This window comes from Nonomuraea bangladeshensis (assembly GCF_039529455.1).
Classification (GTDB): Bacteria; Actinomycetota; Actinomycetes; order Streptosporangiales; family Streptosporangiaceae; genus Nonomuraea; species Nonomuraea bangladeshensis.
In genome coordinates this window covers 288,979-310,425 of record NZ_BAAAMV010000004.1, presented here as the reverse complement: position 1 = coordinate 310,425, position 21,447 = coordinate 288,979, and the positions used below count along the sequence as shown (strand labels likewise).

At 72.8% G+C, this 21,447-nt stretch carries 21 protein-coding genes; 10 read left to right on the top strand and 11 right to left on the bottom strand.

What is annotated here, in order from left to right; genetic code table 11:
• The first annotated feature begins 37 nt into the window (after positions 1–37).
• Positions 38–1,066, top strand: a complete 1,029-nt coding sequence (locus ABD292_RS13295; protein WP_344207461.1) for a sigma-70 family RNA polymerase sigma factor — start codon at positions 38–40, stop codon at positions 1,064–1,066.
• Between the two features lie 31 nt (positions 1,067–1,097).
• Here the strand turns inward: ABD292_RS13295 and ABD292_RS13290 are convergent, their stop codons facing one another.
• Positions 1,098–1,766: a helix-turn-helix domain-containing protein gene (locus tag ABD292_RS13290; RefSeq protein WP_344207460.1), complete on the bottom strand. Its 669-nt coding sequence runs from the start codon at positions 1,764–1,766 to the stop codon at positions 1,098–1,100.
• A gap of 171 nt (positions 1,767–1,937) precedes the next feature.
• Here ABD292_RS13290 and ABD292_RS13285 point away from each other — a divergent pair, with 171 nt between their 5' ends.
• The 3 genes from ABD292_RS13285 to ABD292_RS13275 are packed head-to-tail and all read left to right on the top strand — an operon-like array spanning position 1,938 to position 4,274.
• On the top strand, positions 1,938–2,891 hold the full coding sequence (locus ABD292_RS13285) for an ATP-binding cassette domain-containing protein (protein ID WP_344207945.1): 954 nt from the start codon (positions 1,938–1,940) through the stop codon (positions 2,889–2,891).
• Positions 2,888–3,646 carry an ABC transporter permease gene (locus ABD292_RS13280; protein WP_344207459.1) on the top strand — a complete coding sequence of 253 codons (759 nt, stop codon included), beginning with the start codon at positions 2,888–2,890 and terminating at the stop codon, positions 3,644–3,646. Before ABD292_RS13285 ends, ABD292_RS13280 begins: the two co-directional genes overlap by 4 nt.
• A 28-nt stretch (positions 3,647–3,674) precedes the next feature.
• On the top strand, positions 3,675–4,274 hold the full coding sequence (locus ABD292_RS13275; protein WP_344207458.1) for a hypothetical protein: 600 nt from the start codon (positions 3,675–3,677) through the stop codon (positions 4,272–4,274).
• Between the two features lie 10 nt (positions 4,275–4,284).
• On the opposite strand, the gene ABD292_RS13270 is transcribed toward ABD292_RS13275, so the two are convergent.
• Both ABD292_RS13270 and ABD292_RS13265 read right to left on the bottom strand, forming a co-directional pair.
• A complete protein-coding gene (locus tag ABD292_RS13270) occupies positions 4,285–5,034 on the bottom strand; it encodes an SDR family oxidoreductase (protein ID WP_344207457.1) in 750 nt (249 codons plus the stop codon).
• Between the two features lie 93 nt (positions 5,035–5,127).
• Entirely contained in the window at positions 5,128–5,868 is a 741-nt protein-coding gene (locus ABD292_RS13265) for an SDR family NAD(P)-dependent oxidoreductase (protein WP_344207456.1), read from the bottom strand.
• 107 nt (positions 5,869–5,975) lie between these two features.
• Here ABD292_RS13265 and ABD292_RS13260 point away from each other — a divergent pair, with 107 nt between their 5' ends.
• Complete coding sequence (locus ABD292_RS13260; RefSeq protein ID WP_344207455.1) at positions 5,976–6,584, top strand: TetR/AcrR family transcriptional regulator; 609 nt, start codon at positions 5,976–5,978, stop codon at positions 6,582–6,584.
• A 31-nt stretch (positions 6,585–6,615) separates the two neighbouring features.
• Here ABD292_RS13260 and ABD292_RS13255 read toward each other — a convergent pair whose 3' ends face one another.
• The gene (locus ABD292_RS13255) at positions 6,616–7,449 is read right to left on the bottom strand and encodes a helix-turn-helix transcriptional regulator (protein ID WP_344207454.1); all 834 of its coding nucleotides are present in this window, start codon (positions 7,447–7,449) and stop codon (positions 6,616–6,618) included.
• Between the two features lie 103 nt (positions 7,450–7,552).
• Between ABD292_RS13255 and ABD292_RS13250 the strand changes: the two genes are divergently transcribed.
• Positions 7,553–8,260 (top strand): SDR family NAD(P)-dependent oxidoreductase, encoded by a 708-nt coding sequence (locus ABD292_RS13250; protein ID WP_344207453.1) that lies wholly within the window; start codon positions 7,553–7,555, stop codon positions 8,258–8,260.
• A gap of 80 nt (positions 8,261–8,340) precedes the next feature.
• Here the strand turns inward: ABD292_RS13250 and ABD292_RS13245 are convergent, their stop codons facing one another.
• Entirely contained in the window at positions 8,341–8,691 is a 351-nt protein-coding gene (locus ABD292_RS13245) for a hypothetical protein (RefSeq protein ID WP_344207452.1), read from the bottom strand.
• 189 nt (positions 8,692–8,880) lie between these two features.
• On the opposite strand from ABD292_RS13245, the gene ABD292_RS13240 reads away from it, so the two are divergent.
• Together ABD292_RS13240 and ABD292_RS13235 are read left to right on the top strand one after the other, a co-directional pair.
• Entirely contained in the window at positions 8,881–12,678 is a 3,798-nt protein-coding gene (locus ABD292_RS13240; RefSeq protein ID WP_344207451.1) for an nSTAND1 domain-containing NTPase, read from the top strand.
• Positions 12,679–12,686: 8 nt separating this feature from the next.
• Positions 12,687–13,979, top strand: coding sequence for an MFS transporter (locus ABD292_RS13235; protein ID WP_344207450.1), 1,293 nt, complete (start codon positions 12,687–12,689; stop codon positions 13,977–13,979).
• 8 nt (positions 13,980–13,987) lie between these two features.
• On the opposite strand, the gene ABD292_RS13230 is transcribed toward ABD292_RS13235, so the two are convergent.
• From ABD292_RS13230 to ABD292_RS13215, 4 genes are all read right to left on the bottom strand, one after another.
• Complete coding sequence (locus ABD292_RS13230) at positions 13,988–15,583, bottom strand: ABC transporter permease (protein ID WP_344207449.1); 1,596 nt, start codon at positions 15,581–15,583, stop codon at positions 13,988–13,990.
• Positions 15,580–16,479: an ABC transporter ATP-binding protein gene (locus ABD292_RS13225; protein WP_344207448.1), complete on the bottom strand. Its 900-nt coding sequence runs from the start codon at positions 16,477–16,479 to the stop codon at positions 15,580–15,582. The genes ABD292_RS13230 and ABD292_RS13225 overlap by 4 nt, the downstream gene beginning before the upstream one ends.
• Complete coding sequence (locus ABD292_RS13220) at positions 16,476–17,159, bottom strand: TetR/AcrR family transcriptional regulator (RefSeq protein WP_344207447.1); 684 nt, start codon at positions 17,157–17,159, stop codon at positions 16,476–16,478. The genes ABD292_RS13225 and ABD292_RS13220 overlap by 4 nt, the downstream gene beginning before the upstream one ends.
• Before the next feature lie 70 nt (positions 17,160–17,229).
• Complete coding sequence (locus ABD292_RS13215; RefSeq protein ID WP_344207446.1) at positions 17,230–17,997, bottom strand: helix-turn-helix domain-containing protein; 768 nt, start codon at positions 17,995–17,997, stop codon at positions 17,230–17,232.
• Between the two features lie 88 nt (positions 17,998–18,085).
• On the opposite strand from ABD292_RS13215, the gene ABD292_RS13210 reads away from it, so the two are divergent.
• Positions 18,086–18,484 (top strand): nuclear transport factor 2 family protein, encoded by a 399-nt coding sequence (locus ABD292_RS13210; RefSeq protein WP_344207445.1) that lies wholly within the window; start codon positions 18,086–18,088, stop codon positions 18,482–18,484.
• Positions 18,485–18,602: 118 nt separating this feature from the next.
• Complete coding sequence (locus ABD292_RS13205; protein ID WP_344207444.1) at positions 18,603–20,012, top strand: alpha/beta hydrolase family protein; 1,410 nt, start codon at positions 18,603–18,605, stop codon at positions 20,010–20,012.
• 287 nt (positions 20,013–20,299) lie between these two features.
• Here ABD292_RS13205 and ABD292_RS13200 read toward each other — a convergent pair whose 3' ends face one another.
• Positions 20,300–21,286 (bottom strand): aldo/keto reductase, encoded by a 987-nt coding sequence (locus ABD292_RS13200; RefSeq protein WP_344207443.1) that lies wholly within the window; start codon positions 21,284–21,286, stop codon positions 20,300–20,302.
• A gap of 9 nt (positions 21,287–21,295) precedes the next feature.
• Complete coding sequence (locus ABD292_RS13195) at positions 21,296–21,445, bottom strand: hypothetical protein (RefSeq protein WP_344207442.1); 150 nt, start codon at positions 21,443–21,445, stop codon at positions 21,296–21,298.
• Between the last annotated feature and the right edge of the window lie 2 nt (positions 21,446–21,447).

The window sequence follows — 21,447 nt, the reverse complement described above, 5'->3', positions numbered from 1 at the left end:
CTGGTAGGACTGCTGCTTTAGGGCACAATCGTCGTTCATGGGGGAAATTTCTTCTGGGCTCCAGGCTGACCTGGACCGGGCTCGCGCGGGGGACGACGCCGCCTTCGCCCGGCTCGTGGGACCGCTGCGCCAGGAGTTGCACGCCCACTGCTACCGCATGCTGGGCTCAAGTCACGACGCCGACGACGCCCTGCAGGACGCCCTGCTGCGTGCGTGGCGCGGGCTCGCGCGGTTCGAGGGCCGCAGCTCGTTGCGTTCGTGGCTCTACACCGTGGCCACCCGCACCTGCCTGGACCTGGCTGACGGCCGCGCCAGGCGGGCGCTGCCCGCCGACCTCGGCTCCTCCAGCGAACGAGCCGTGCCGGACGCCGCCCCGCTGACCGACGTCGCCTGGCTGGGCCCCTACCCCGACCAGGGACTCGTCGACGGCCGGGCCGTCCCTGAGGCGCGGTACGAGCAGCGGGAGTCCGTCGAACTCGCCTTCGTCGCCGCTCTGCAGCACCTGCCGGGCAACCAGCGGGCAGCGCTGCTGCTGTTCGAGGTTCTCGGGTTCTCCGCCGCCGAGATCGCCACCATGATGGACACCTCGACCACATCGGTGAACTCGGCCCTGGCGCGAGCCCGCAGGCTCGTGGCGGAGAAGATCCCCTCCCCGAGCCAGCAGCAGGCACTGCGGAAGATCGGCGACGCCAAGGTCCGGACCCTCGTGGCCGCGTTCGCGGCGGCGCTGGAACGCGGCGACATCGACGCCCTCGTCCCCCTGCTGACCGAGGACGTCACCTGGTCCATGCCGCCTCTGCCGACCTGGTACGAGGGGCTGGCGGCCGTCACCGACTTCGCCATGCGGGTCCCCATGGCCGGCTGCCCGGGCTGGCGTACCCTCCCGACCAGCGCCAACGGCCAGCCCGCCGTGGCGTTCTACATCGGCGGCGACGACGTCGCCGGACCGCACGCCGCCTGGTCGATCACCGTGCTCGCGTTCCGCGACGCGCGCATCTGCCGCATCGTCTCGTTCCTCGGTCGCGACCACTTCCCGTCCTTCGCCCTGCCCGCCTCGCTGTCCTGACCGCGAGAACCGACGGCGCCGGCCGGGGACATCACGGCAAGAGGTCGCGCCAGCGTTCGGCCGATGCCAGAGCGTCCAGGCTGATCCGCTCCAGGAACGCACCGCCCCTGGCCAGGCGGCGTCCCACGGGGGTGTCGAGCCCGAGCGTCTGCCCCGCCGCCTTCGTGAGCTCCGCCGCCGCGAGCGTCTGCCGCGCGCCGATCACCGTCGAGTGGTACCAGGCGTCGTTGTCGACCACGTAGACGTCGCGGCGCCGCTGCGGATCACGTTCGCGCCTGATCAGCCCCTGCTGGGTCAGGTAGCCCACCGCCATGGAGATCGAGGCGGGACTGACCTTCAGCCCGCGTGACAGCTCGGCCGCGGTGAGCCTGCCGTCCTCGCTCAGCCACAGGCCGATGAGCACGCGCGCCACCATCTTCGGCAGGCCCATCCCGACCGCCAGCTCGACGGCTCCCTCTTCCACCTCGACGACCTTGCGGTCCCGGGGTCCGGCCTCGGGCGAACGTGCGGGGGCGGCGCGCCGCGCCCGCCGCGCCGCCGCCTGGTGCGCCCGCTCGGGGCGGTAGCCGGCGGGGCCGCCGTTGCGGCCGATCTCCCGGCTGATCGTCGAGGTCGGCCGGTCCAGTCGCCTGGCGATCTCGGCGTAGGAGCGGCCGTCGGCGAGACCGGCCGCGATCCGTCGGCGGTCCTGCAGGGTCAACCTTCCTTCTGGCATGACGTCACTATTGCGTTCGGCGCCACACAATGCAATGTTTCATTGCATTCAGCTCCAGCGTCAACGCAGCATTTTCCCCTGTCTGACCTGCGTTTATGTGGAGTGATGGATTGACGGAATTTCTGAAAGCAACGTAGCTTTCAATTTGTGACGAACATGTACTGTCGCGACCAGCCGGTCCCTCCGTCCCCCGGCGTCTCGGTGACGGGGCTGCGTAAGTCCTACGGCGACCACCGCGTCCTGGACGGCATCGACCTCACCATCCCCCAGGGCACCGTCTTCTCGCTGCTCGGCCCCAACGGCGCGGGCAAGACCACCACCGTGCAGATCCTGTCCACCCTCATCAAGGCCGACGCGGGCGAGATCCGGGTGGCCGGGCACGACCTGGCCGAGGAACCCGACAAGGTGCGCGCCGCGATCGGCGTCACCGGCCAGTTCTCCGCGGTCGACGGCTTCCTCACCGGCGAGGAGAACCTGCGGCTCATGGCCGACCTGCTCCACCTCGGCCGCGCCGAGGGCCGCAGGCGCGTCGGCGACCTGCTGGAGCGCTTCGACCTCACCGGCGCCGCGCGCAGGCCCGCGGCCGCCTACTCGGGCGGCATGCGCCGCCGCCTCGACCTCGCCATGACCATGGTCGGCCGGCCCAGACTCATCTTCCTCGACGAACCGACCACGGGCCTGGACCCGCGCAGCCGCCGCACCATGTGGCAGATCGTCAGGGAGCTCGTCCAGCAGGACGGCGTGACCATCTTCCTGACCACCCAATACCTGGAGGAGGCCGACGAACTCGCCGACCGCGTCGCGCTGCTCAGCCAGGGCCGCCTGGTGGCCGAGGGCACGCCGGGCGAGCTCAAGCGGCTGGTCCCCGGAGGGCATCTGGTCGTGCGCTGCGCCGATGCCGACGGTTACCTCAGGGCGGCCTCCCACGTGGGAGCCACCTCGCGCGACGACGAGACCCTCACGGTGCAGATCCCGGACACCGGCGTCCGGGCGCTGCGGAAACTCCTGGAGTGGCTGGACGCGCAGGCCATCGACGTCGCCGAGTTGTCGGTGCACACGCCCGACCTGGACGACGTCTTCCTCGCCCTGACCGAGGAGTCCTCCCGATGAGAGCGGTCACCGACTCGGCCACGATGCTGCGCCGTCAGATCAGGCACATGTGGCGTTACCCCACGCTGATCCTCACCTACGCGGGGGTCCCGGTCGTGCTCCTGCTGCTGTTCGTCTACGTCCTCGGCGGCATCATGGGCGCCGGGATCGGCGGCGACCGCGCCGCCTACGCCGCGTACATCACCCCCGGCATCATGATCATGACGATCGCGAGCGCCGCGCAGGGGACGGCGATCTCGGTGGCCCTGGACATGACCGAGGGCATCGTCGCCAGGTTCAAGACCATGGCCATCGCCCGCGTCTCCGTCCTCACCGGGCACGTGCTCGGCGCGCTGGTCCAGAACTTCATCGCGATCACGGCGGTGACGCTGGCGGCCCTGCTGATCGGCTTCCGCCCCGCCGCCTCCACGCTGGACTGGCTCGGGGTCATCGCCTTGCTGGCGATGTTCACCTTCGCCATCACCTGGCTGTCAGCCGCGCTGGGCATGGTCACCAAGAACGTGGCCACGGCCAGCAACCTGCCGATGCCGCTGATGCTGCTGCCGTTCCTGGGCAGCGGCGTGGTCCCGCCGGAGTCGATGCCGGGCCCGCTGCGCTGGTTCGCCGAACACCAGCCGTTCACACCGGTCATCGAAGCCCTGCGCGCGCTCCTGGCCGGGCAGCCCGCGGGATCCAGCTTCGCGGCGGCGGCACTGTGGAGCGCGGCCATCGCGCTGGGCGGATATCTGTGGGCGCGCAGGCTCTACAACCGGTGAGATCGACGGGATACGGAACAGTAGTGCCATGGAACTGCCTTACGTTCTCGCCGGCTATCGGGTCGCCACCCGCGGCTATATGCCAGATTGGCAGGAGGCCGGACTGACCGGCCCGCAGTTGCTGTCGCTGAGCGACTGCATGGTGGACCTCGTGCCAGTGGATCCCGCCGGCTGGGACCACTGGTTCGCCAGCTCCCAGGAGGCCGAGATCGCCCGTAGCCAGGCCGGCGACCCGGAGTTGCACGTGCTCGGGGTCGGGTTCGCCGCGGATGACGTTCCGGGGTTGCAGGACGACATGGCCCGCGACGGCTGGGACGGCAGTCTCCCGGACCGGCTGGTCCGGCGTGAGGAGTTCCCCGGGGCCGGCGAGCGGCGGCTGGGTTTCGAACTGGTCGGTTTCGACGTCGCGAACTGGCACACCTGGATCTGCATCGGGGGCCTCGTCACCGAGGTCCACCAGGCCACCGGCGTCCGGCCGGGCCCCGATGGGCTGATCCAGGACGAGCAGGACGCTCGCAGGGCCGCTCAATGGCTCACCGACTCGGGCCTCGGCGATCCCAAGGTGTTCCTCTGGGCGGCCGCACTGCTCACGGAGCCACCGCGGGCGGCCCTCCCGGCCGGGGAGTAGCGCGGGGCGTTCAGTACGCGAGCTCCCCGATCCCGCCATCGACGCGTAGCACGGTCCCCGCGGTGTAGGCGGACTCGTCCGAGGCGAGGTAGACGGCCGCCTTCGCCAGTTCGGTGGCGGTTCCCAGGCGATGGAGGGGCACGGTCCGCCGGAGTTCGTCGTAGACGGCGGCCTGCCGCTCGGGGCCGAGCGACTTGAAGGTGTCCGTGACGGTCGGCCCCGGGCTCAGCCCGTTGACCCGGATGCCCCGGTCCTTCAGCTCATAGGTCAGCCCGCGGGACAAGGACAGCAGGCCCGCCTTGGCGGCACCGTAGACCGCCGCGTTCTCGTGCCCGACGAAGGCCGAGACCGAGCCGACGAGAATGACCGAGGCCCGCCGGGACAGGAGCGGCAGCAACGCCTTGATCAGGAAGAACGGCCCCTTGAGGTCGGTGGCGACGAGCCTGTCGAACGCCTCCTCGGTCCATTCCTCGATCGGGAGGTGGGTGACGTCGGCGGCGTTGCTCATCACGATGTCGACCTGCGGCCACTCCTCCCGCAGCTGCGCCGCCAGCGCCGCCTGGCCGGGCACGTCGCCGGCGTCGCTGAGGACGGTCAGCACCGGGCCGCCCAACTGCCGGGCGGCCTCAGCCAGCCGCTCCCGCGAGCGGCCGGTGATCGCGACGGCCGCTCCCTCGGCGAGGAACTGGCGGGCGGTCTCAAAGCCGATGCCGCTGGTCCCGCCGGTGATCAGTGCGTGCTTTCCCGCAAGACGACCCATTGACCTTGTTCTCCTCACTCGCGCCGAGGCGCGTGGTTCCAACGGACGGGGCTCCGGCCGACGGCGTCGTGCCGGCGGCCGGCGCGTCCGGGCTCAGATGGCGGTACGGCCGCCGTCGGCGGCCACGACGGCGCCGGTGACGTAGCTGGCCTGGTCACTGGCGACGAAGGCGATGACGCGGGCGACCTCGGCCGGGTCGGCGGTGCGCTTCAGCGCGGTGGTCAGTCCCATGCCGCCGAGATCCGGTCCCATGGCCGCCACCACCTTGGAGGTGGTCATCGGGCCGGGCGACACGGCGTTGACGCGTACGTTCGAGGCGGCGAACTCGGCCGCCCAGGTGCGGGTCAGGGACTCGAGCGCCGCCTTGGTGGCGCCGTAGACCGCCATCAGCGGCATGCCCAGGCCGGCCGCCGTGGAGCTGACGTTCACGATGCTGCCGCCCCCGCCGGCGGCCATCTTCGGTGCGAGCTCGGCGACCAGGATGAACGGCGCGCGCACGTTGACCGCGAAGGCGGCGTCGTAGGCGGCCAGGTCCTGCTCGGGGGTCGCGCTGAACGGGACGACGCCCGCGTTGTTGACGAGCACGTCCACCGCCCCGGCGTCCTCGGCCAGTCTCCGCACGGCCTGCGGGTCGGCCAGGTCGGCGGGAACGAAGCGCACGGAGCCGCCCGCGCTCCCCCGCACGTCGTCCACGACCAGGGCGGCGCGCTCCGGGTCCGTGCCGGTGATGATCACGTCGGCTCCGGCGGCGGCGAGGATCCTCGCGGTCGCGTGCCCGAGCCCGCCGATGGCGCCCGACCCGGTGATCAGTGCCGTCTTTCCGGTGAAGTCCATGTGGTCCTGCCTCTCGTACGCCGACTTTCATGCAAGCGTTCAAAAAGTCGCTCGACGTCACCGTAGGGCATTTCGTGCGAGCGGTCAAAAAGCCGTACCCTGGGGACATGGCACGGACAGGACGACCCCGCGCGTTCGACAAGGACCAGGCCCTGGAGCGCGCGCTCCTGCTGTTCTGGTCCCGGGGCTACGGAGAGACCTCCGTCCAGGACCTGGTCGACGCGCTGGAGCTGGAGCGGGGCAGCCTGTACGGAGCCTTCGGCGACAAGCGGCAGTTCTACCTGGCGGCGGTCCGGCTGTACTGGGACACCTACGAGCGTCAGTTGGTCGCGGCGCTGGAGGACGGGCCGGTGCTGCCGGCGCTGCGCGAGGTGCTCGCCAACCCGGCCCGGGCGCGGGAGTACGCCTCCGACGCCGGCGTTCCGCAAGGCTGCATGATCGGCAACACCACCGCCGAACTGGTCCCGCACGACGCCGAGGCCCGCGAGATCGTGGCCCGCTCGCACGCCCGCTTCACCACGATCGTCGCCGACGCCCTGCGGCGCGCGCAGGCCGACGGCGAGGTCACCCGGGCCGCCACCCCCGAGGCCCAGGCGCAGCTCCTGCTGTTCACCGTCCAGGGCCTTTCCCTGGTCGCCCGCGCCGGGCTCGACACCTCTGCCGCGCTCGCCGCCGTCGACGCCCTGATCGACGCCCTCCGCGCCGAGAGCGTCTGAGGGATGACGTGCCGGCGGCGGCCCGGCCCGGCTACCCGGTGAGCGTCTGGGTGCCGAGCACGGTGAGCAGGGCGAGGCGTTCGGCGTCCACGGTGCCGGGCTCCGCCGTGTAGATCATGATGCGCAGGTCGCTGCCGGACACGGTGAGCACGTCGCAGTCCAGCGTCAGGGCCCCTGCGTGCGGGTGATCGATGGTCTTGCGCGCGGCCTCGTGGTGGCCGACGGCGCCGGAATCCCACAGTTCGGCGAACCGGTCGCTGCCTGCCCGCAGCTCCGCGACCAGGTGCCGGAGCCGCTGGTCGGCCGGGTAGCGGGCGGCGGCCGCGCGCAGGTCGGCGACCAGGGCGCTCTCCAGGGCGCGCCGGGACTCCGGCGTGTGCCGGACCCGGGTGGACGGGCCGAGAAAGTGCCGCCACACGGCGTTGCGCTGGTCGCCGCGCCATCCGGACGGGTCGCCCATCAACGCCGCGTACGGGGGGTTCGCCATCAGCAAGGTCCAGGACGCGTCGTAGACGGCGACGGGTGTCCCGCTCATCCGGTCCAGCAGCCGCTGAACGCTCGGCGTGATGTACGCCGGGACCGTCCGCGGGCCGGGCGGCGCCAGCCCGGCCAGGCCGAACAGGTGGGCGCGTTCGGCAGGCGACAGCCGCAACGCCCTGGCCAGGGCATCGACGACCTGCGCGGACGGGTTGGCGGCGCGGCCCTGTTCCAGCCGGGTGAGGTAGTCGACGGAGATCCCGGCCAGCAGGGCCAGCTCCTCACGGCGCAGTCCGGCCGCGCGCCGGTGCCCACCGACCGGCAGCCCGACGACCTCGGGCGAGACGCGATCGCGCCAGCGCCGCACCGCCCGCCCGAACTCCGCCATGCCCACCATTGTGCACCGCCGGCCGGCGGGTCTTCCTGGTACCGCCAGTCCCAGGAAGACGAGACGGCTGGCTGCCCGACCCATCCGGCCGGACCCTGGGGACATGACGACAACACTGATCACCGGGGCGAACAAGGGGCTGGGCTTCGAGACCGCTCGCAGGCTCGTCGCAGCAGGCCACACCGTCTACGTCGGCAGCCGGGACGCCGAGCGCGGGCGCCGGGCCGCCGCGAGGCTGGGCGCGCGGATGGTTGTTCTCGACGTCACCGATGACGCCTCCGTCGCGGCCGCGGCGAAGACCATCGAGGCCGACGGCGGCCTGGACGTGCTGGTCAACAACGCCGGCATCGAAGGCCGCCGCGAAGGAAACCTGGTCGCGGGCGCCGCGGAGACGACCGCCGACCTGATGCGGCAGCTGTTCGAGACCAACGTCTTCGGCCTGGTGCGCGTCACGCACGCGTTCCTGCCGCTGCTGCGGCGCTCCGCGGCCCCGGTCGTGGTCAATGTCAGCAGCGGACTGGCCTCGCTGACCCGCATGACCGCCCCGGGCACACCCGCTCACGCCTACCCCGGCGTCGCCTACCCGGCGTCAAAGGCCGCGGTCAACATGATCACCGTGCAGTACGCCAAGGCGTTTCCGGACATGCGGATCAACGCGGTCGAGCCCGGCTACACCGCGACCGACCTGAACGGCCACACCGGCATCCAGACCGTCGAGGAGGGCGCCGAGATCATCGTCCGGATGGCCCAGGTCGGCCCCGACGGCCCCACCGGAGGCTACTTCGACGCCGAAGGCCCCCTCCCCTGGTGACAGCGGAGGCCCGGGACAGGAACCGGGAAGGCCCCCGGAGCGCGCCGCGGCGCGTCCCCGAGGGCCTCCAGGGGCGGACGCTAGACGATCACCGTGTTGCAGCTCGGGACCCAGCCGACCACGCCGGTGCGGATGTTGCGGCCGTGCTCCCAGCTGGTGGTGGTCACGCCGTTGTCGCAGGTGTACGCCGTGCCGTACCCGGTGCCCTGGATGTCCCAGCCCTGGCCCGGATAGCCGAGGCCGACCCGGGTCGCTCCCCCGTCCGGCCGGGAGAAGATCCGGACCCCGGGCACGCGGAAGTCGACGCCGGACCTCGCGGACTGGGCCTGCGCCGCCTGGGTCGCCGACGCCGTGACCGCCGGCGTGGCCGGCGCGGCGAGGGCGGCGAGGCCGAGAGCGAGACCGAGGGTGAGACGGATGTGAGCACGCATGTTGCTTCCTTCCTCTGGATGGCTTCCGGTCCGGATGAACCGGTGCACCGATCGTGTTGCCGCCCGTGGCAGGCGCAGTAGGGGTTTCCCGTCGCCCTCCCGACCTGGTGGCCAGGGAAACCCGGAGGTACCACCACAAGCCGCACCACGTACTGCGACCAGCCCCTCACGGCTTGTAGGGTCTCGGGGGTGCACGAGGGCGAGGGCGGTCCGGAGACAACCCCCGGCGCCGCGCTGCGGCGGCTGCGGGCGGCACGCGGGCTGTCGCTGAAGGAGCTGTCCCGGCTGACCCACTACAGCAAGGGCTACCTGAGCAAGGTCGAGACCGGCGAGAAGGCGCTGTCGGTGGGGGTGGCGCGCCGGTGCGACGCGGTTCTGGAGACCGGCGGCGAGCTGACCGAGCTGGCCGAGTCGATCACACAGGCGCGCGGGGGCTGCCCCTATCGGGGGCTTCAGCCCTACGGGCCCGAGGATTCCCGCTGGTTCTTCGGCCGGGACCGTACGGTGGGCGTGCTGGTGGGGCGGTTGGCCGAGCGCATGCCGGGGCGCGGGCCGCTGATCGTGGTGGCCCCCTCGGGGGCGGGCAAGACGTCCCTGCTGCGGGCGGGGCTGCTGCCCGCCCTGCGCCGAGGGGTGCTGCCGGCGCCCGGATCCCGCTCGTGGCCGGCCGTCGTGTTCACCCCCGGCGCGCATCCGGTCGCCGAGCTGCCGGCCAGGATCAGCACGGCCACCGGGCTCGACCCCGTCCCTCTGGCCGGCGTCCTCGCGGACGATCCCGCCGCCTTCGCCGGACAGGTCGCGCAGGCGGTGAACGGCGGGACACCCGACGGCGGTCCCCGGCGCCGCCTGGTGCTGGTGGTCGACCAGCTTGAGGAGATCTTCACACTCTGCGACGAGGACGCCGAACGCCGTACCTTCCTCGCGGCCGTGGACGCGCTGGCCGTCGCCGGTCAACCCGTGGTGCTCGGCGTGCGCGCCGACTTCTACGGCCACTGCCTCAACCACCCCGTCCTGCTGGAGGCCCTGCGCGAGGGACAGCTGCCGCTCGGCCCGATGAGCGTCGCCGAGCTGCGCGAGGTCATCACCGGCCCCGCCCGCGAGGCGGGCCTCGGCGTGGAGCCGGCGCTGGTGGAGCTGCTGCTGCGGGACCTGGGCGTGCCGCCCGGAGCGGACGGGCGGGAAAGCGGGCCGGCGCACGAGCCGGGCGCGCTGCCCCTGCTGTCCCACGCGCTGCTGGCGACCTGGCAGCACCGCGCCGGCGACACGCTGACCGTGGCGGGCTACCGGCTGACCGGCGGGATCGCGGGCGCGGTCGCCGCCACCGCCGAGAACGTCTACACCGCTCTCGACCCCACCGGCCAGGACATCGCCCGCCGCCTGCTGCTGCACATGGTGTGCGTCGAGGAGTCCGGCCCCGAGACGCGCCGTCCCGTCGACATCCGCCGGCTGCCACCCGCGCACTTCCCGCCGGAGCCCACCTCGGAGGTGATCGACGCCTTCGCCACCGCCCGCCTGCTCACCCTGGACGCCGGATCCGCCCAGCTCGCCCACGAGGCGCTGCTGCGGGCCTGGCCCCGGCTGCGCGAGTGGATCGTGGCCGACCGTGCCGGGCTGCGCACCCACCGCCGCCTCGCCGAAGCCGCCGAGGCATGGGAACGCGAGCACCGCGACACCTCGCTGCTGTATCGCGGCACCCGGCTGAGCGCCGCCCGGGAATGGGCCGGCTCCCAGCCGGCCGCCCTGACCACCCTCGAACGGGACTTCCTGGACGCCTGCCTGGCGGCCGAGGCCGCCGAGCACCGCCTGGCCGCCCGCCGGATCCGCCGCAGGCGTCAACTCATCGCCCTGCTCACCACGCTGCTGATCGTGGTCGTGGCAGCCGGAGGATACGCCGTCCGCCAACGCGATCTGGCTCTGTACCAGCGCGCCCAGGCCCTCTCCCGGCAGCTCGCCGTGCAGAGTGAATTGCTGACCGGCGACCCCGCCACGGCCGCCCGGCTGGCCACCACCGCCTGGGCGCTCGCCCCGACCCCCGAAGCGCGCCTCGCCATGGTCAACGTGCTCAGCCGGCCCGAACGAGCCGTTCTGCCCGGACTCATGAACGCGCTGGCGGCCGGCCCCGACGGGCGGATCATGGCCGGCGCGCACAACAGCGACGCCACCGTACGGCTGTGGGACACGGTCACCCGCCGCCCGCTGGGCGCCCCGCTCACCGGCCACGAGGAACCGGTGTCGTCGGTGGCGTTCAGCCGCGACGGGCGTACGCTCGCCACCGGCTCGTCGGACGGCACCATCCGGCTGTGGGACGTGGCCGCCCGCCGCCAGCTCGGCGCCCCGCTCACCGTGGCCGACCCCGTTCTGGCGGTGGCGTTCCGCCCGGACGGGCACACCCTGGCCGGCATGGACACCGGCGGGACGTTGCGGGTGTGGGACCTGAACCGTCGTACGCCGATCGCCGCCGAGCACACCCCCGACTACGCCGGCTCCATCTCGGCGATCTTCAGCCCTGACGGGCGGATTATGGCCCGTACCCATCACGGCAACAGGACGGTGCGCCTGTGGGACACCCTCTCCCTGCGCGAGATCGACCCCGTCTCCGTCGAGGACTCGCCCGAGGCGCAGGGATTGTCCGCACTGGCCTTCAGCCCGGACGGCCGTACCCTGATCACCTCGGAGGGCACGACGGGGCGGGCGTGGGACGTGAGGACGGGCCGTCAGGTCGGCCCTCCCCTGGAGGCGGACGACGTGTGGGGTGGTGCCGCGGCGATCACCGCGGACGGAAGCGTCCTCGCCACCGCCTCCGCCGGGAAGATCAAGCTGTGGGACATGACCACCCACCGCCAGATCGGCGCTCCCCTCATCGGGCGCAGCGTGCTGTCCCTGGCCTTCTCTCCCGACGGGACGACATTGTGGAGCAGCGGCACCGGCGACCACACGGTACGGGTCTGGGACGTGACCACCCGGCATCCCGTCGGCAAGCCCCTCACCGGCTACGACAAATCCGTGCGCTCGGTGGCCTTCAGCCCGGACGGGACCAGGCTGGCCACCGGAGGTGAGGACCACACGGTGCGCCTGTGGGACGTCGCCGGCCGCCGGCAGATCGGCGACCCGCTCACCGGCCACGAGGACGAGGTGGTCGAGGTGGCGTTCAGCCCAGACGGACGGACTCTCGCCAGTGCCGGCAACGACCACACCGTACGGCTGTGGAACGCGGCCACCCGACATCCCATCGGCAAGCCCCTCCACGGCCACGCCGAATCCATCCTGGCGATGTCCCTGAGCCCGGACGGGACCATGCTGGCCACAAGCTCGTTCGACACCACCGTACGGCTGTGGGACGTCGCCGGCCGCCGGCAGATCGGCGACCCGCTCACCGGTCAGGATGTCTGTTCGGTGGCGTTCAGTCCGGACGGGCGCAGCCTGGCCGTGGGCTGCAAGGACGGAAGAGTGCGGCTGTGGGACGTCGCCGGTCGCCGGCAGGTCGGCGACCCGCTCACCGGCCCCGAACAGATCGTCTATTCGGTGGCGTTCAGCCCGGACGGGACCAGGCTGGCCACCGGAGGTGAGGACCACACGGTGCGCCTGTGGGACGTCGCCGGCCGCCGGCAGCTCGGCGACCCGCTCACCGGCCACGAGGGCTCGGTCTATTCGGTGGCGTTCAGCCCGGACGGCGCCAGGCTCGCCACCGCGGGTGAGGACCACACCGTACGCCTGTGGGACGTCGCCACCGGCCATCCCATCGGCGCCTCGCTCACCGCCCACCAAGAGGTCACGGCCGCCGTGGCGTTCAGCCCGGACGGGACCACGCTGGCCACCGCGGGCCTGGATCACACCGTGCGCCTGTGGAACGTGGCCGTTCCCCCGAACCTGGCCGCTGCCCTGTGCGACCTCGCGGGCCGGTCCTTCACACCCACGGAATGGGCCCGGTACGTACCAGGAGAAGAGTTCCGACCGGTATGCCTTGCCCGGGTCGCCGGTCCGGGTTAGCGTGCCCCGTGATCCGTGGCAAGGACGAGGCACGCGACGCCGAAGAGCCGCCGCCGGAACCCTTCTGGGCGGTGCTGGCTCACCACCCTGACTTCCGCAGGCTGTTCACCGGCAACTCCGTCTCGCTGCTCGGGTCGAGCGTCACCACCGTGGCGCTGCCCCTGACCGCGGTGCTCGACCTGGGCGCCTCGGCCACCGAGATGGGGCTGCTCGGCGCGCTCGGCCTGTTACCGCACCTGGTGCTGGGCCTGCCGGCCGGCGTGTGGGTGGACCGCGTCCCCTACCGCCGCACGATCGTCATCGCCGACGCGGTCCGGGCGCTGCTGCTCGGCGCGCTGCCCGTCCTGGCCGTCCTGGGGCAGTTGCGGATCTGGCACCTGTACGCGGTGGTGACGCTGGCCGGGATCGCCGCGCTCTTCGAGTCGGTCGCGGCCCAGTCGTTCACCCCGCACCTGGTCCCGCGCGAGCGGCTGCTCGCCGCCAACAGCACGCTCATGCTGAGCAACGCCACCGTGAACACCACCGGCTCGGCCGTGGGCGGCCTGCTGGTGTCGGCGCTCACCGCGCCGATCGCCATCGCCGTCGACGCGGCCTCGTTCCTGATCTCCGCCCTGGTCAAGACCCGCATCCGGGCAGCCGGCCGGCCGCGCGTCAGCGGCGGACGCGGTCCCGTGCGGCTGCGCGCCGACCTGGCCGAGGGCCTGCGCGCGGTCTTCGCCCACCCCGTCATGCGCACGGTCATCCTGGCCGCCACCGTCGGCGCGTTCGCCGGTCAGGCCCAGGCCGTCGTGCTCGTGCTCTACCTCGTACGCGACCTCGGCCTGCCGGCCGGCCTGATCGGCGTCCTCGTCGCGCTCACCGGCGCGGCCGGCGTCGCGGGCGCCCTGGTGGCCACCCGCGTCACCCACCGCATGGGCCCCGGTCCGACGTTCATCCTGGGCATGCTCCTGGTCTCGGTCGCGGGCCTGGTGCTGGCCGCCGCGGCCGGGCCCTTCGCCGTGACGCTGACGGTCCTGGTCCTCTCGCAGGTCCTGCGGGGCAGCGGCCCCTCCCTGTACGGCGTCAACCAGCAGACCTTCCGCCAGGCCCTGATCCCTCCGGAGCTGCTCTCCCGCGCCAACGCCATCTGGCGGTTCCTGGCCTACGGAGGCCAGTCGCTCGGCGCGGTGCTCGGCGGCGTGGCCGGTGAGGCGCTCGGCCTGCGGGCGACCCTGGTCGTCACGTCCTGCCTGATGCTGGCGGGCACCGGCATCGCGCTCGCCTCGCCGCTGCGCTCGATGCGCATCCTGCCCGACCGCTGACGCCGGGCTCAGCCGAAGTCGCGGCGGCGCAGGGCCAGCAGGCCGCCGGCGAGGAGGAGGGCGGTGACCGCGGTGAGCGCGAGGGCCGGGCGGGCGTCGTACGGCGCCCCGGTCATCGCGTTCGCGACGTAGTGGAACGGTTCCACCGGGAAACCGCCGAAGAAGCCGTAGAAGGGGGAGATGATCTGCCCCAGTGCGCAGGTCAGGATCCAGGCCAGCCAGGAGACCGCCACGCCGGCCCGCGGCGTGAGCCCGTACGCGAGCAGGCACACCGCCCCCACGCTCCACGCCGCGGGCACGGTGGTCAGCGCCCCCGCGACGAAGCGGGGCAGGTCGGTGGCGAGGTCGCCGACGAGCAGCGAGAACACCGTGCCGAAGACCAGACCGGCGACGGCCATCAGCGCGGCCGTGCCGAGCCCGGTCACGAGCAGGTGCCCGCCCGCCCAGCGCAGCCGGGTCAGCGGGGTGGCCAGCACCGCCTCACCGCGGCCCGAGACCTCCTCCGCACGGAGCCTGATGACCATGAGCACCGGGTAGAGCGCGACGGCGTACGCGATGATCATGATCAGGTACCAGACGTACGCGGCGAGCGACGGCGAGCGCATGCCGATCATGGCGGTGATGGTGTCCAGCATGACGCTCGGCCGCGTGAGCAGATCGTTCGTCAACGGGGACAGCGCGCCCGCCGCCCCCGCGAAGACCCCGACCCCCACCGCCCACTTCAACAGCAGGCCGCGGTGCAGCCGCCAGGCCAGGCTGACCGGGCCGCGCAGCTCCGGGGCCGTGGCCGGGCCCGGCCGCTCGGCCAGCACGCCGGCGCCGAGGTCGCGGCGGTCGAGCAGCCCGAACGCGAGCGCGTGCAGCGCGGCGCCGACCACGAACATGACACCGGCCGGCCACCACCGCTCGCCCTGGTACGGCTGCACCAGGTGACTCCAGCCGATGGGCGACAGGTACTTCAGCCAGGGTTGTCCCATGGCGTCCCCGGAGAAGCGCATCACGTAGGCGAGGCCGAGCACGGACAGGGCGATCGTGGTGGCCGAGCGGGCGCCGGCGGCGAGCTGGGCGGCGACCGCGGCGATGCCGCCGAACAGCCAGCCCGCGAGCGCGATGGCGGCTCCGTACGCGATCGATCCGATCGGCGGGAGCCCGACCGTGATCAGCGCGGCCGCGGTCAGCGCCCCGGCGGCCAGGCTGATGCCCGCCGCCACCAGCACGGCGGCGGCCAGCGGGGCACGACGGCTCACGACGGCGGCGCGGACCAGCTCGGTCCTGCCCGCGTCCTCCTCCCCGCGGGTGTGCCGGACGACCGACATCACGGCGGCGAACGCGCCGGCCACGTACAGGAAGCCGCCGCTGCGCCAGGTGGCCAGCACCTCCAGCCGGGGCTCCACCCGGCCGCCGCCGATCGCGTGGAGGAAGGGCGTCCTGGTGATGATGCCGAGGTAGGTGAGCTTCAGCTCCTGGGTGGCCATGTAGCGGTTGACGTAGGCCACCATCACCAGGCTCATGCTCACGATCAGCAGGATCCACCAGGGGGCGACGGCCCGTTCGCGGCGCAGCGCCAGGCGGACCAGGTGGCCGGTGCCGGCGAAGGGACTCATGCGCTCCTGCCGGTGCGGTCGTAGTGCCGGAGGAACAGCTCCTCCAGGGTGGGAGGCCGGCTGACGAGGGCGCGTACGCCGAGGTCGGTGAGGCGCCGCAGCACGACGTCCAGGCCGGCCGTGTCCACGTCGAACCACACCCGGCCGCCCTCGGTGCGCAGGCCGTGCACCCCGGGCAGGCCGGCCAGCTCCCCCGCCGGCGCCGCCAGGTCGGCCTGGATGGAGGTGCGGGTGAGATGGCGCAGACCGTCCAGGGACCCGCTTTCGACCGTGCGGCCGTCCTTGACGATGGTCACCCGGTCGCACAGCGCTTCGACCTCGGCCAGGATGTGGCTGGACAGCAGCACGGTACGGTCACCGCGGCGCCGCTCCTCCCGGACGGTCTCGCGGAAGACCTCCTCCATCAGGGGGTCCAGGCCCGAGGTGGGCTCGTCGAGGACGAGCAGCTCGGCGTCGGAGGCCAGCGCGGCGATCAGGGCGACCTTCTGCCGGTTCCCCTTGGAGTAGGCGCGGCACTTCTTGCGGGGGTCCAGGTCGAAGCGCTCCAGCAGCGCGGCGCGGCGCCGCTCGTCGAGCCCGCCGCGCAGCCGCCCGAGCAGATCGATCACCTCGCCGCCGGACAACTGCGGCCACAGCACGACATCCCCGGGTACGTACGCCAGCCTGCGGTGCAGCTCCGTCGCGGCGGCCCACGGATCGCCGCCGAGCAGCCGGGCGGTGCCCGCGTCGGCGCGCAGCAGGCCGAGCAGGATCCGGATCGTGGTGCTCTTGCCCGCGCCGTTCGGCCCCAGGAAGCCGTGCACCTCGCCGGCGTCCACGACGAGATCGAGGCCGTCCAGCGCGCGGGTGGAACCGAACGTCTTGACCAAGCCTGTGACGGATAACGCGTCACTCATCGCGGGCCCTCCTCGGTCGGGAGTGCGGTTCCGGCGTCCGTCCGGGTCCTGTCCAGGGCGTCGCGGTAGGCGGCGGCCTCGTCCGGGCTGAGCCAGGGGTGGGAGTAGAGGTCGAGCAGGGTCAGGGCGAGCAGGTGGGCGCCCTCCTCGCCGGACACGTCGGCGCCCAGCCCTCGGGACACGTGCTCGTGGAGGATCCCGACGGCCAGGGCCATCGCCGTGCCCACCGTCGCCCTGGCCTTGCGGCCGGCAAAAGGGACGTCGGAGCGGCGCTCGTCGAGCCCCGCGAGCCACTGCTCGCTCATCCGGACCATCGCGTCGAAGACCGGCTCGGCCCGCCCCTCGGTCAGGGCGCGCGCCAGGTAGCGCTGGTAGGGCCCGAGGGCCGCCATGGAGGCCGCGACGTGGTTCACGCCGTTCACGCCGCCCGCGGCCATGTCGGCGGCGGCCTGCTCGTTGATCCTGCTGATCAGCTTGACCAGGTGGGCGTCGCACGCCTCGCGCAGCGCCTGCTTGGAGCCGAAGTGATGGCGCAGCAGCCCCGGGGAGACGCCGGCAGTCTCGGCGATCGCCCGGGTCGTCGCCCTGTCGAAGCCGTGCTCCCCGAAATGCCGCAGGGCCGCGTCTCTGATCCGCGCGCGAGCGGTCAGGTCCTCGGTGTCGGGTCCTGATGTCGTCACTGCCCCGCGCTCCTATCCACGTGCATAGCAAACTGTTCAGTTGCATAGTAGGGCGGCGCGGAGGTCACCGCTAGGCGGGTGCGGCGGTGAAGTAGGCGGCGCTGTCGGCGTCCGTCGGGTAGTACGACTCGATCGAGACCTCGTCCAGGGTGATGTCCATCGGCGTGCCGAACGTGGTCGTCGTCGAGAACAGCCGCAGCTCCCGCCCGCCGAAGCGGAAGATCATCGGGATGGCGATCTCGGAGCCGGCCGGTTGACCCGGGTCCCCCGCATGAGGGGCCAGGAGTTCCTCGTAGAGCGCGGTGAGCTCGGGGTCAGGAGCCGTGGCGAGCTGCCGCGCGATCCGGGTACGCAGCAGCGCGCGCACCTGAGCCAGGTTGACGATGTGCGGGGCGAGCCCGCGCGGGTCCAGCCCGATCCGCACCATGTTGACCGGCGGGACCAGCAGGTCGGGGGCGACGCCGGCGAGGAACGGGCCGAGGGCGCGATTGCTCATCACGATGTTCCACCGGCGATCGATGGCCAACGCCGGGTACGGCTCGTGCGCGCGCAGCACCCGTTCGATCGCGTCCCAGGCCGCCGCCAGCGCCTCACGGTCGAGAGGCCGCTCGGCGTAGCGGGGCGCGAACCCGGCGGCCAGCAGCAGCCGGTTGCGCTCCCGCAACGGCACGTCGAGCTGCCCGGCCAAGCGCACGATCATCTCGGCGCTCGGGCGGGACTTGCCGGTCTCCACCAGGCTGACGTGACGGGCCGACACGTCGGCGGCGATCGCGAGATCGAGCTGGCTGAGCCGCCGTCGATGCCGCCACTCCCGCAGCAACTCCCCCACCGTGTGCATGGGCCCCGATGCTACTCACCTACCTACGGAACGCCATGAAATGCGATTTCATCGACAAGCATCACGGACGCCGGAAACATTGCCGCCCGTGACCACACAGAACATGACCCACGACAACAAGAGCATCGTCCAGCAGGCGCTGACCGCGCTGGTCGCGACCGGCGACGTCGGCGCGCTCGCGCCCCTGCTGAGCGACGACTTCCTGCACCACCGTCCCGACGCGACCGCCAGGACGAAGCCGGAATGGCTGGCCGCCGTGAGCGCCGCGCTCGTCCCGCTGGCCGGCATGCAGGTCGAGATCGAGCACGTGCTGGCCGACGGCGATCACGTCGTGATGCACTCGCGGCGCCGACTGCCCGATGCCGGGCCGGAGATCACGGTCGTCGACGTCTGGCGGCTGGACGACGGTCTGATCGCCGAGGCATGGGAGATCATCGAGCCGGCGTCCCAGGCGGAAGCCAACCTGACATGGTGGGAGCCGCGCTGATCGGCGGGCCCTGCGACCCCGGTCGCAGACCGGTCGTGCGGGGTCATACCGAGGTCGCGCACGACTTTCCCCATCGGGGCCGATGTCCGGCCGAGGCCGCTCCGCCACCGTGATCACCATGACTGTGACCGTGTTGTTCGGCCTGTCCCCGGTAGAGCTCGTGGCCTTGGCGGCCGCCGTCGTGCTGGTGCTGGCCCGCTGGCTGCCGCCCGGCGCGCGCCGGCCCTCGACGTGGGCCGGCGCGGCGGCCCTCGCGGTGTCGGCGATCGTGCTGGCCGTGCTCGGGATCCGCTGGCAGCTCATACCCGTCCTCGCGGGCGGGGCCATCGCACTGACGTCCGGCGCCCTCTCCCTGCGGAGACGGCGCGCCCGGTTGTGGCTGGCCCTGCCGGGGTCGGCGGCATGCCTGGCGCTGGTTCTGGCGGGCGCCGCGGCGGCGTGGGCGCTGCCCCGGCCCGTGTTCCCCGAGCCGTCGGGCGCCTACGCCGTCGGCACCACCGTCGCGCAGTGGACCGACCCCGATCGAGCGGAGACCGCCACGTCGCGGACCGATGACAGGCGGACGGTCGTCGTCCAGCTCTGGTATCCCGCGCGGCGCGATCCTGCCGCCCGGCCGGCGTGGTACCTGGGCCGTACGGCGGAGGAGGCGCGGCTCGTCGCCCACGGCGAGGCCGACTACCTCGGCCTTCCGCGCTTCGTTCTCGACGAGGCGGCACGCGCCCACACGCGCTCCGTGCCTGATGCCCCCGTGGCCGCCGGAGGCGGCCGCTTCCCCGTGGTGCTGTTCTCGCCCGGGCTCGGCGGCGTGCGCACCCAGAGCACCGCCTGGGCGCAGGAACTGGCCGGGCGCGGCTACGTCGTGGCGGCCCTCGACCACCCGTACGACTCGGCCGTCGTCACCCTCACCGACGGCCGGACGATCCGCACCCGGGTCGCCTCCACCGGCGACCAGGCGGAGGACGACAGGCGCGCGGCCGGGTGGACCGCGGTCAGGGCCGCCGACCTCAGCTTCGTCCTCACCCAGCTCGGCCGCCTGGACCGCGGCGAGATCCCGGGCCTGCTGACCGGGCGGCTCGACATCCGCCGGGCCGCGGCGACCGGCCACTCCCTCGGGGGCGCCGCCGCCCTGCAGGCCGCCCGCCAGGACCCCCGGTTCGCGGCCGTCATCGACATCGACGGCTTCCCGCGAGACCCCGCGCCGCGACCGTTCGGCCAGCCCGTGCTCGCGCTCACCCACGACGTGAAGCCGGGCGAGGAGCCGGACTACCTTTCGCGCCTCACGCGGGTGCTCCAGCTCAGCACGGCGACGAGCTACCGGCTCACCGTCCCCGGTTCGGCACACCTCACCTTCACCGACGCCCCGCTCTTCCTGCCGCCGCTGCCCACGCTCGTCGGCTCCCTCGGCCGGACCGCCGGGCCACGCATCACCGCGGCGGCCACCGTCGCCTTCCTCGACGCCGCACTCCGCAGCGAACCCGGCGACCTGGCCGCCGCCCTGTCCAGGTACGGCCACCTGACCGTCCTGTAAGCGGCCACGGCAGAGCACTGCCATCGGGGGCATTTCGGGAGCTCAGGCTCCGAACGGTCCAGAGGGGCGGGAAATCCTGGCAGCAGCGCAGCCCGCCAGGCGATGGCGCGAACAGGCGATGGCTCGCCGGGACCAGTCGAGGCCGGCGGCGAGGTCGGCGCGATGTGAGGCGACACCGCCCAGGCTGCCTCCCCGCGGGCCATCGCCATTGTGGCAAGCCGGCTGTGGCAAGCCGGCGCGCGGTGGACAACGGTGAGCGCGACTGGGACCGCTCCTGGGCGAGGGCTTCAGCGGCCGACCAGCTTCATGTGCGCCTCGCCGTACCGGTTCCCCGAAACGCCGACGCGGGCGGCCAGAACGTCCAGGTCGGCCCGCTCGTCGGCGGACAGCGCCACCGCGGTCGCGTCCGCGTTCTCCCGCAGGCGGGACAGGCGGCGGGTGCCGGGGATGGGCACGATCCAGGGGCGCTGGGCCAGCAGCCAGGCCAGCGCGAGCTGCCCCGGCGTGACGCCCTTGGCCTCGGCCAGCGCGCGCACGTGATCCACCAGGGCCTGGTTGGCGGGCAGGTGCTCGGCGTCGAAACGCGGGATCGTCGCCCGGACGTCCCCCTCGGTGAAGGAGGCGTTCGCATCGATCGTGCCGGTCAGGAAACCCTTGCCGAGCGGGCTGAACGGCACGAAGCCGATCCCCAGCTCCGCGCAGGCGGGCAGCACCTCGGGCTCGGGGTCGCGGGTCCACAGCGAGTACTCCGACTGCACCGCGGTGACCGGGTGCACGGCGTGGGCCCTGCGGACGGTGGCGGCCGAGGCCTCGGACAGGCCGAAATGCCGGACCTTGCCTGCCCGCACCAGCTCGCCCACCGTGCCGGCGACGTCCTCGATCGGCACGGCCGGGTCCACGCGGTGCTGGTAGAACAGGTCGATGCGGTCGGTCCCGAGGCGCCGCAGCGAGGCGTCGGCGACCTTGCGGATCTGCTCGGGCCGGGAGTTCAGGCCGACGGATCTGCCGTCGCGGATGTCCCAGCCGAACTTCGTGGCGATCTGCACCTGGTCCCGGATCGGGGCGACGGCCTCGCCCACGAGTTCCTCGTTGTGGTACGGGCCGTAGACCTCCGCGGTGTCGAGGAAGGTCACCCCGGCGTCCAGGGCGGAGCGGATCACGCCGATCATGTCGTCGCGGGTGCCCGGGTTGGGGCCGTAGCTCTGCGACATGCCCATGCAGCCCAGCCCGACGGCCGACACCTGCAGGTCCTGTCCGAGTGTCCTGGTGTGCATATTCACCTCTCAGTCGGTGAGGCGGAGGTTGCCGAGCTGCGCGGCCACGGCCGGGTCGCGGTGGTCGAAGAACAGCGAGGCCCCGGTGTCCAGACCGGCGATGCGGCCCATCTGGTCGTCGGAGAGCTCGAAGTCGAAGACGTCGAAGTTCTCGGCCACGA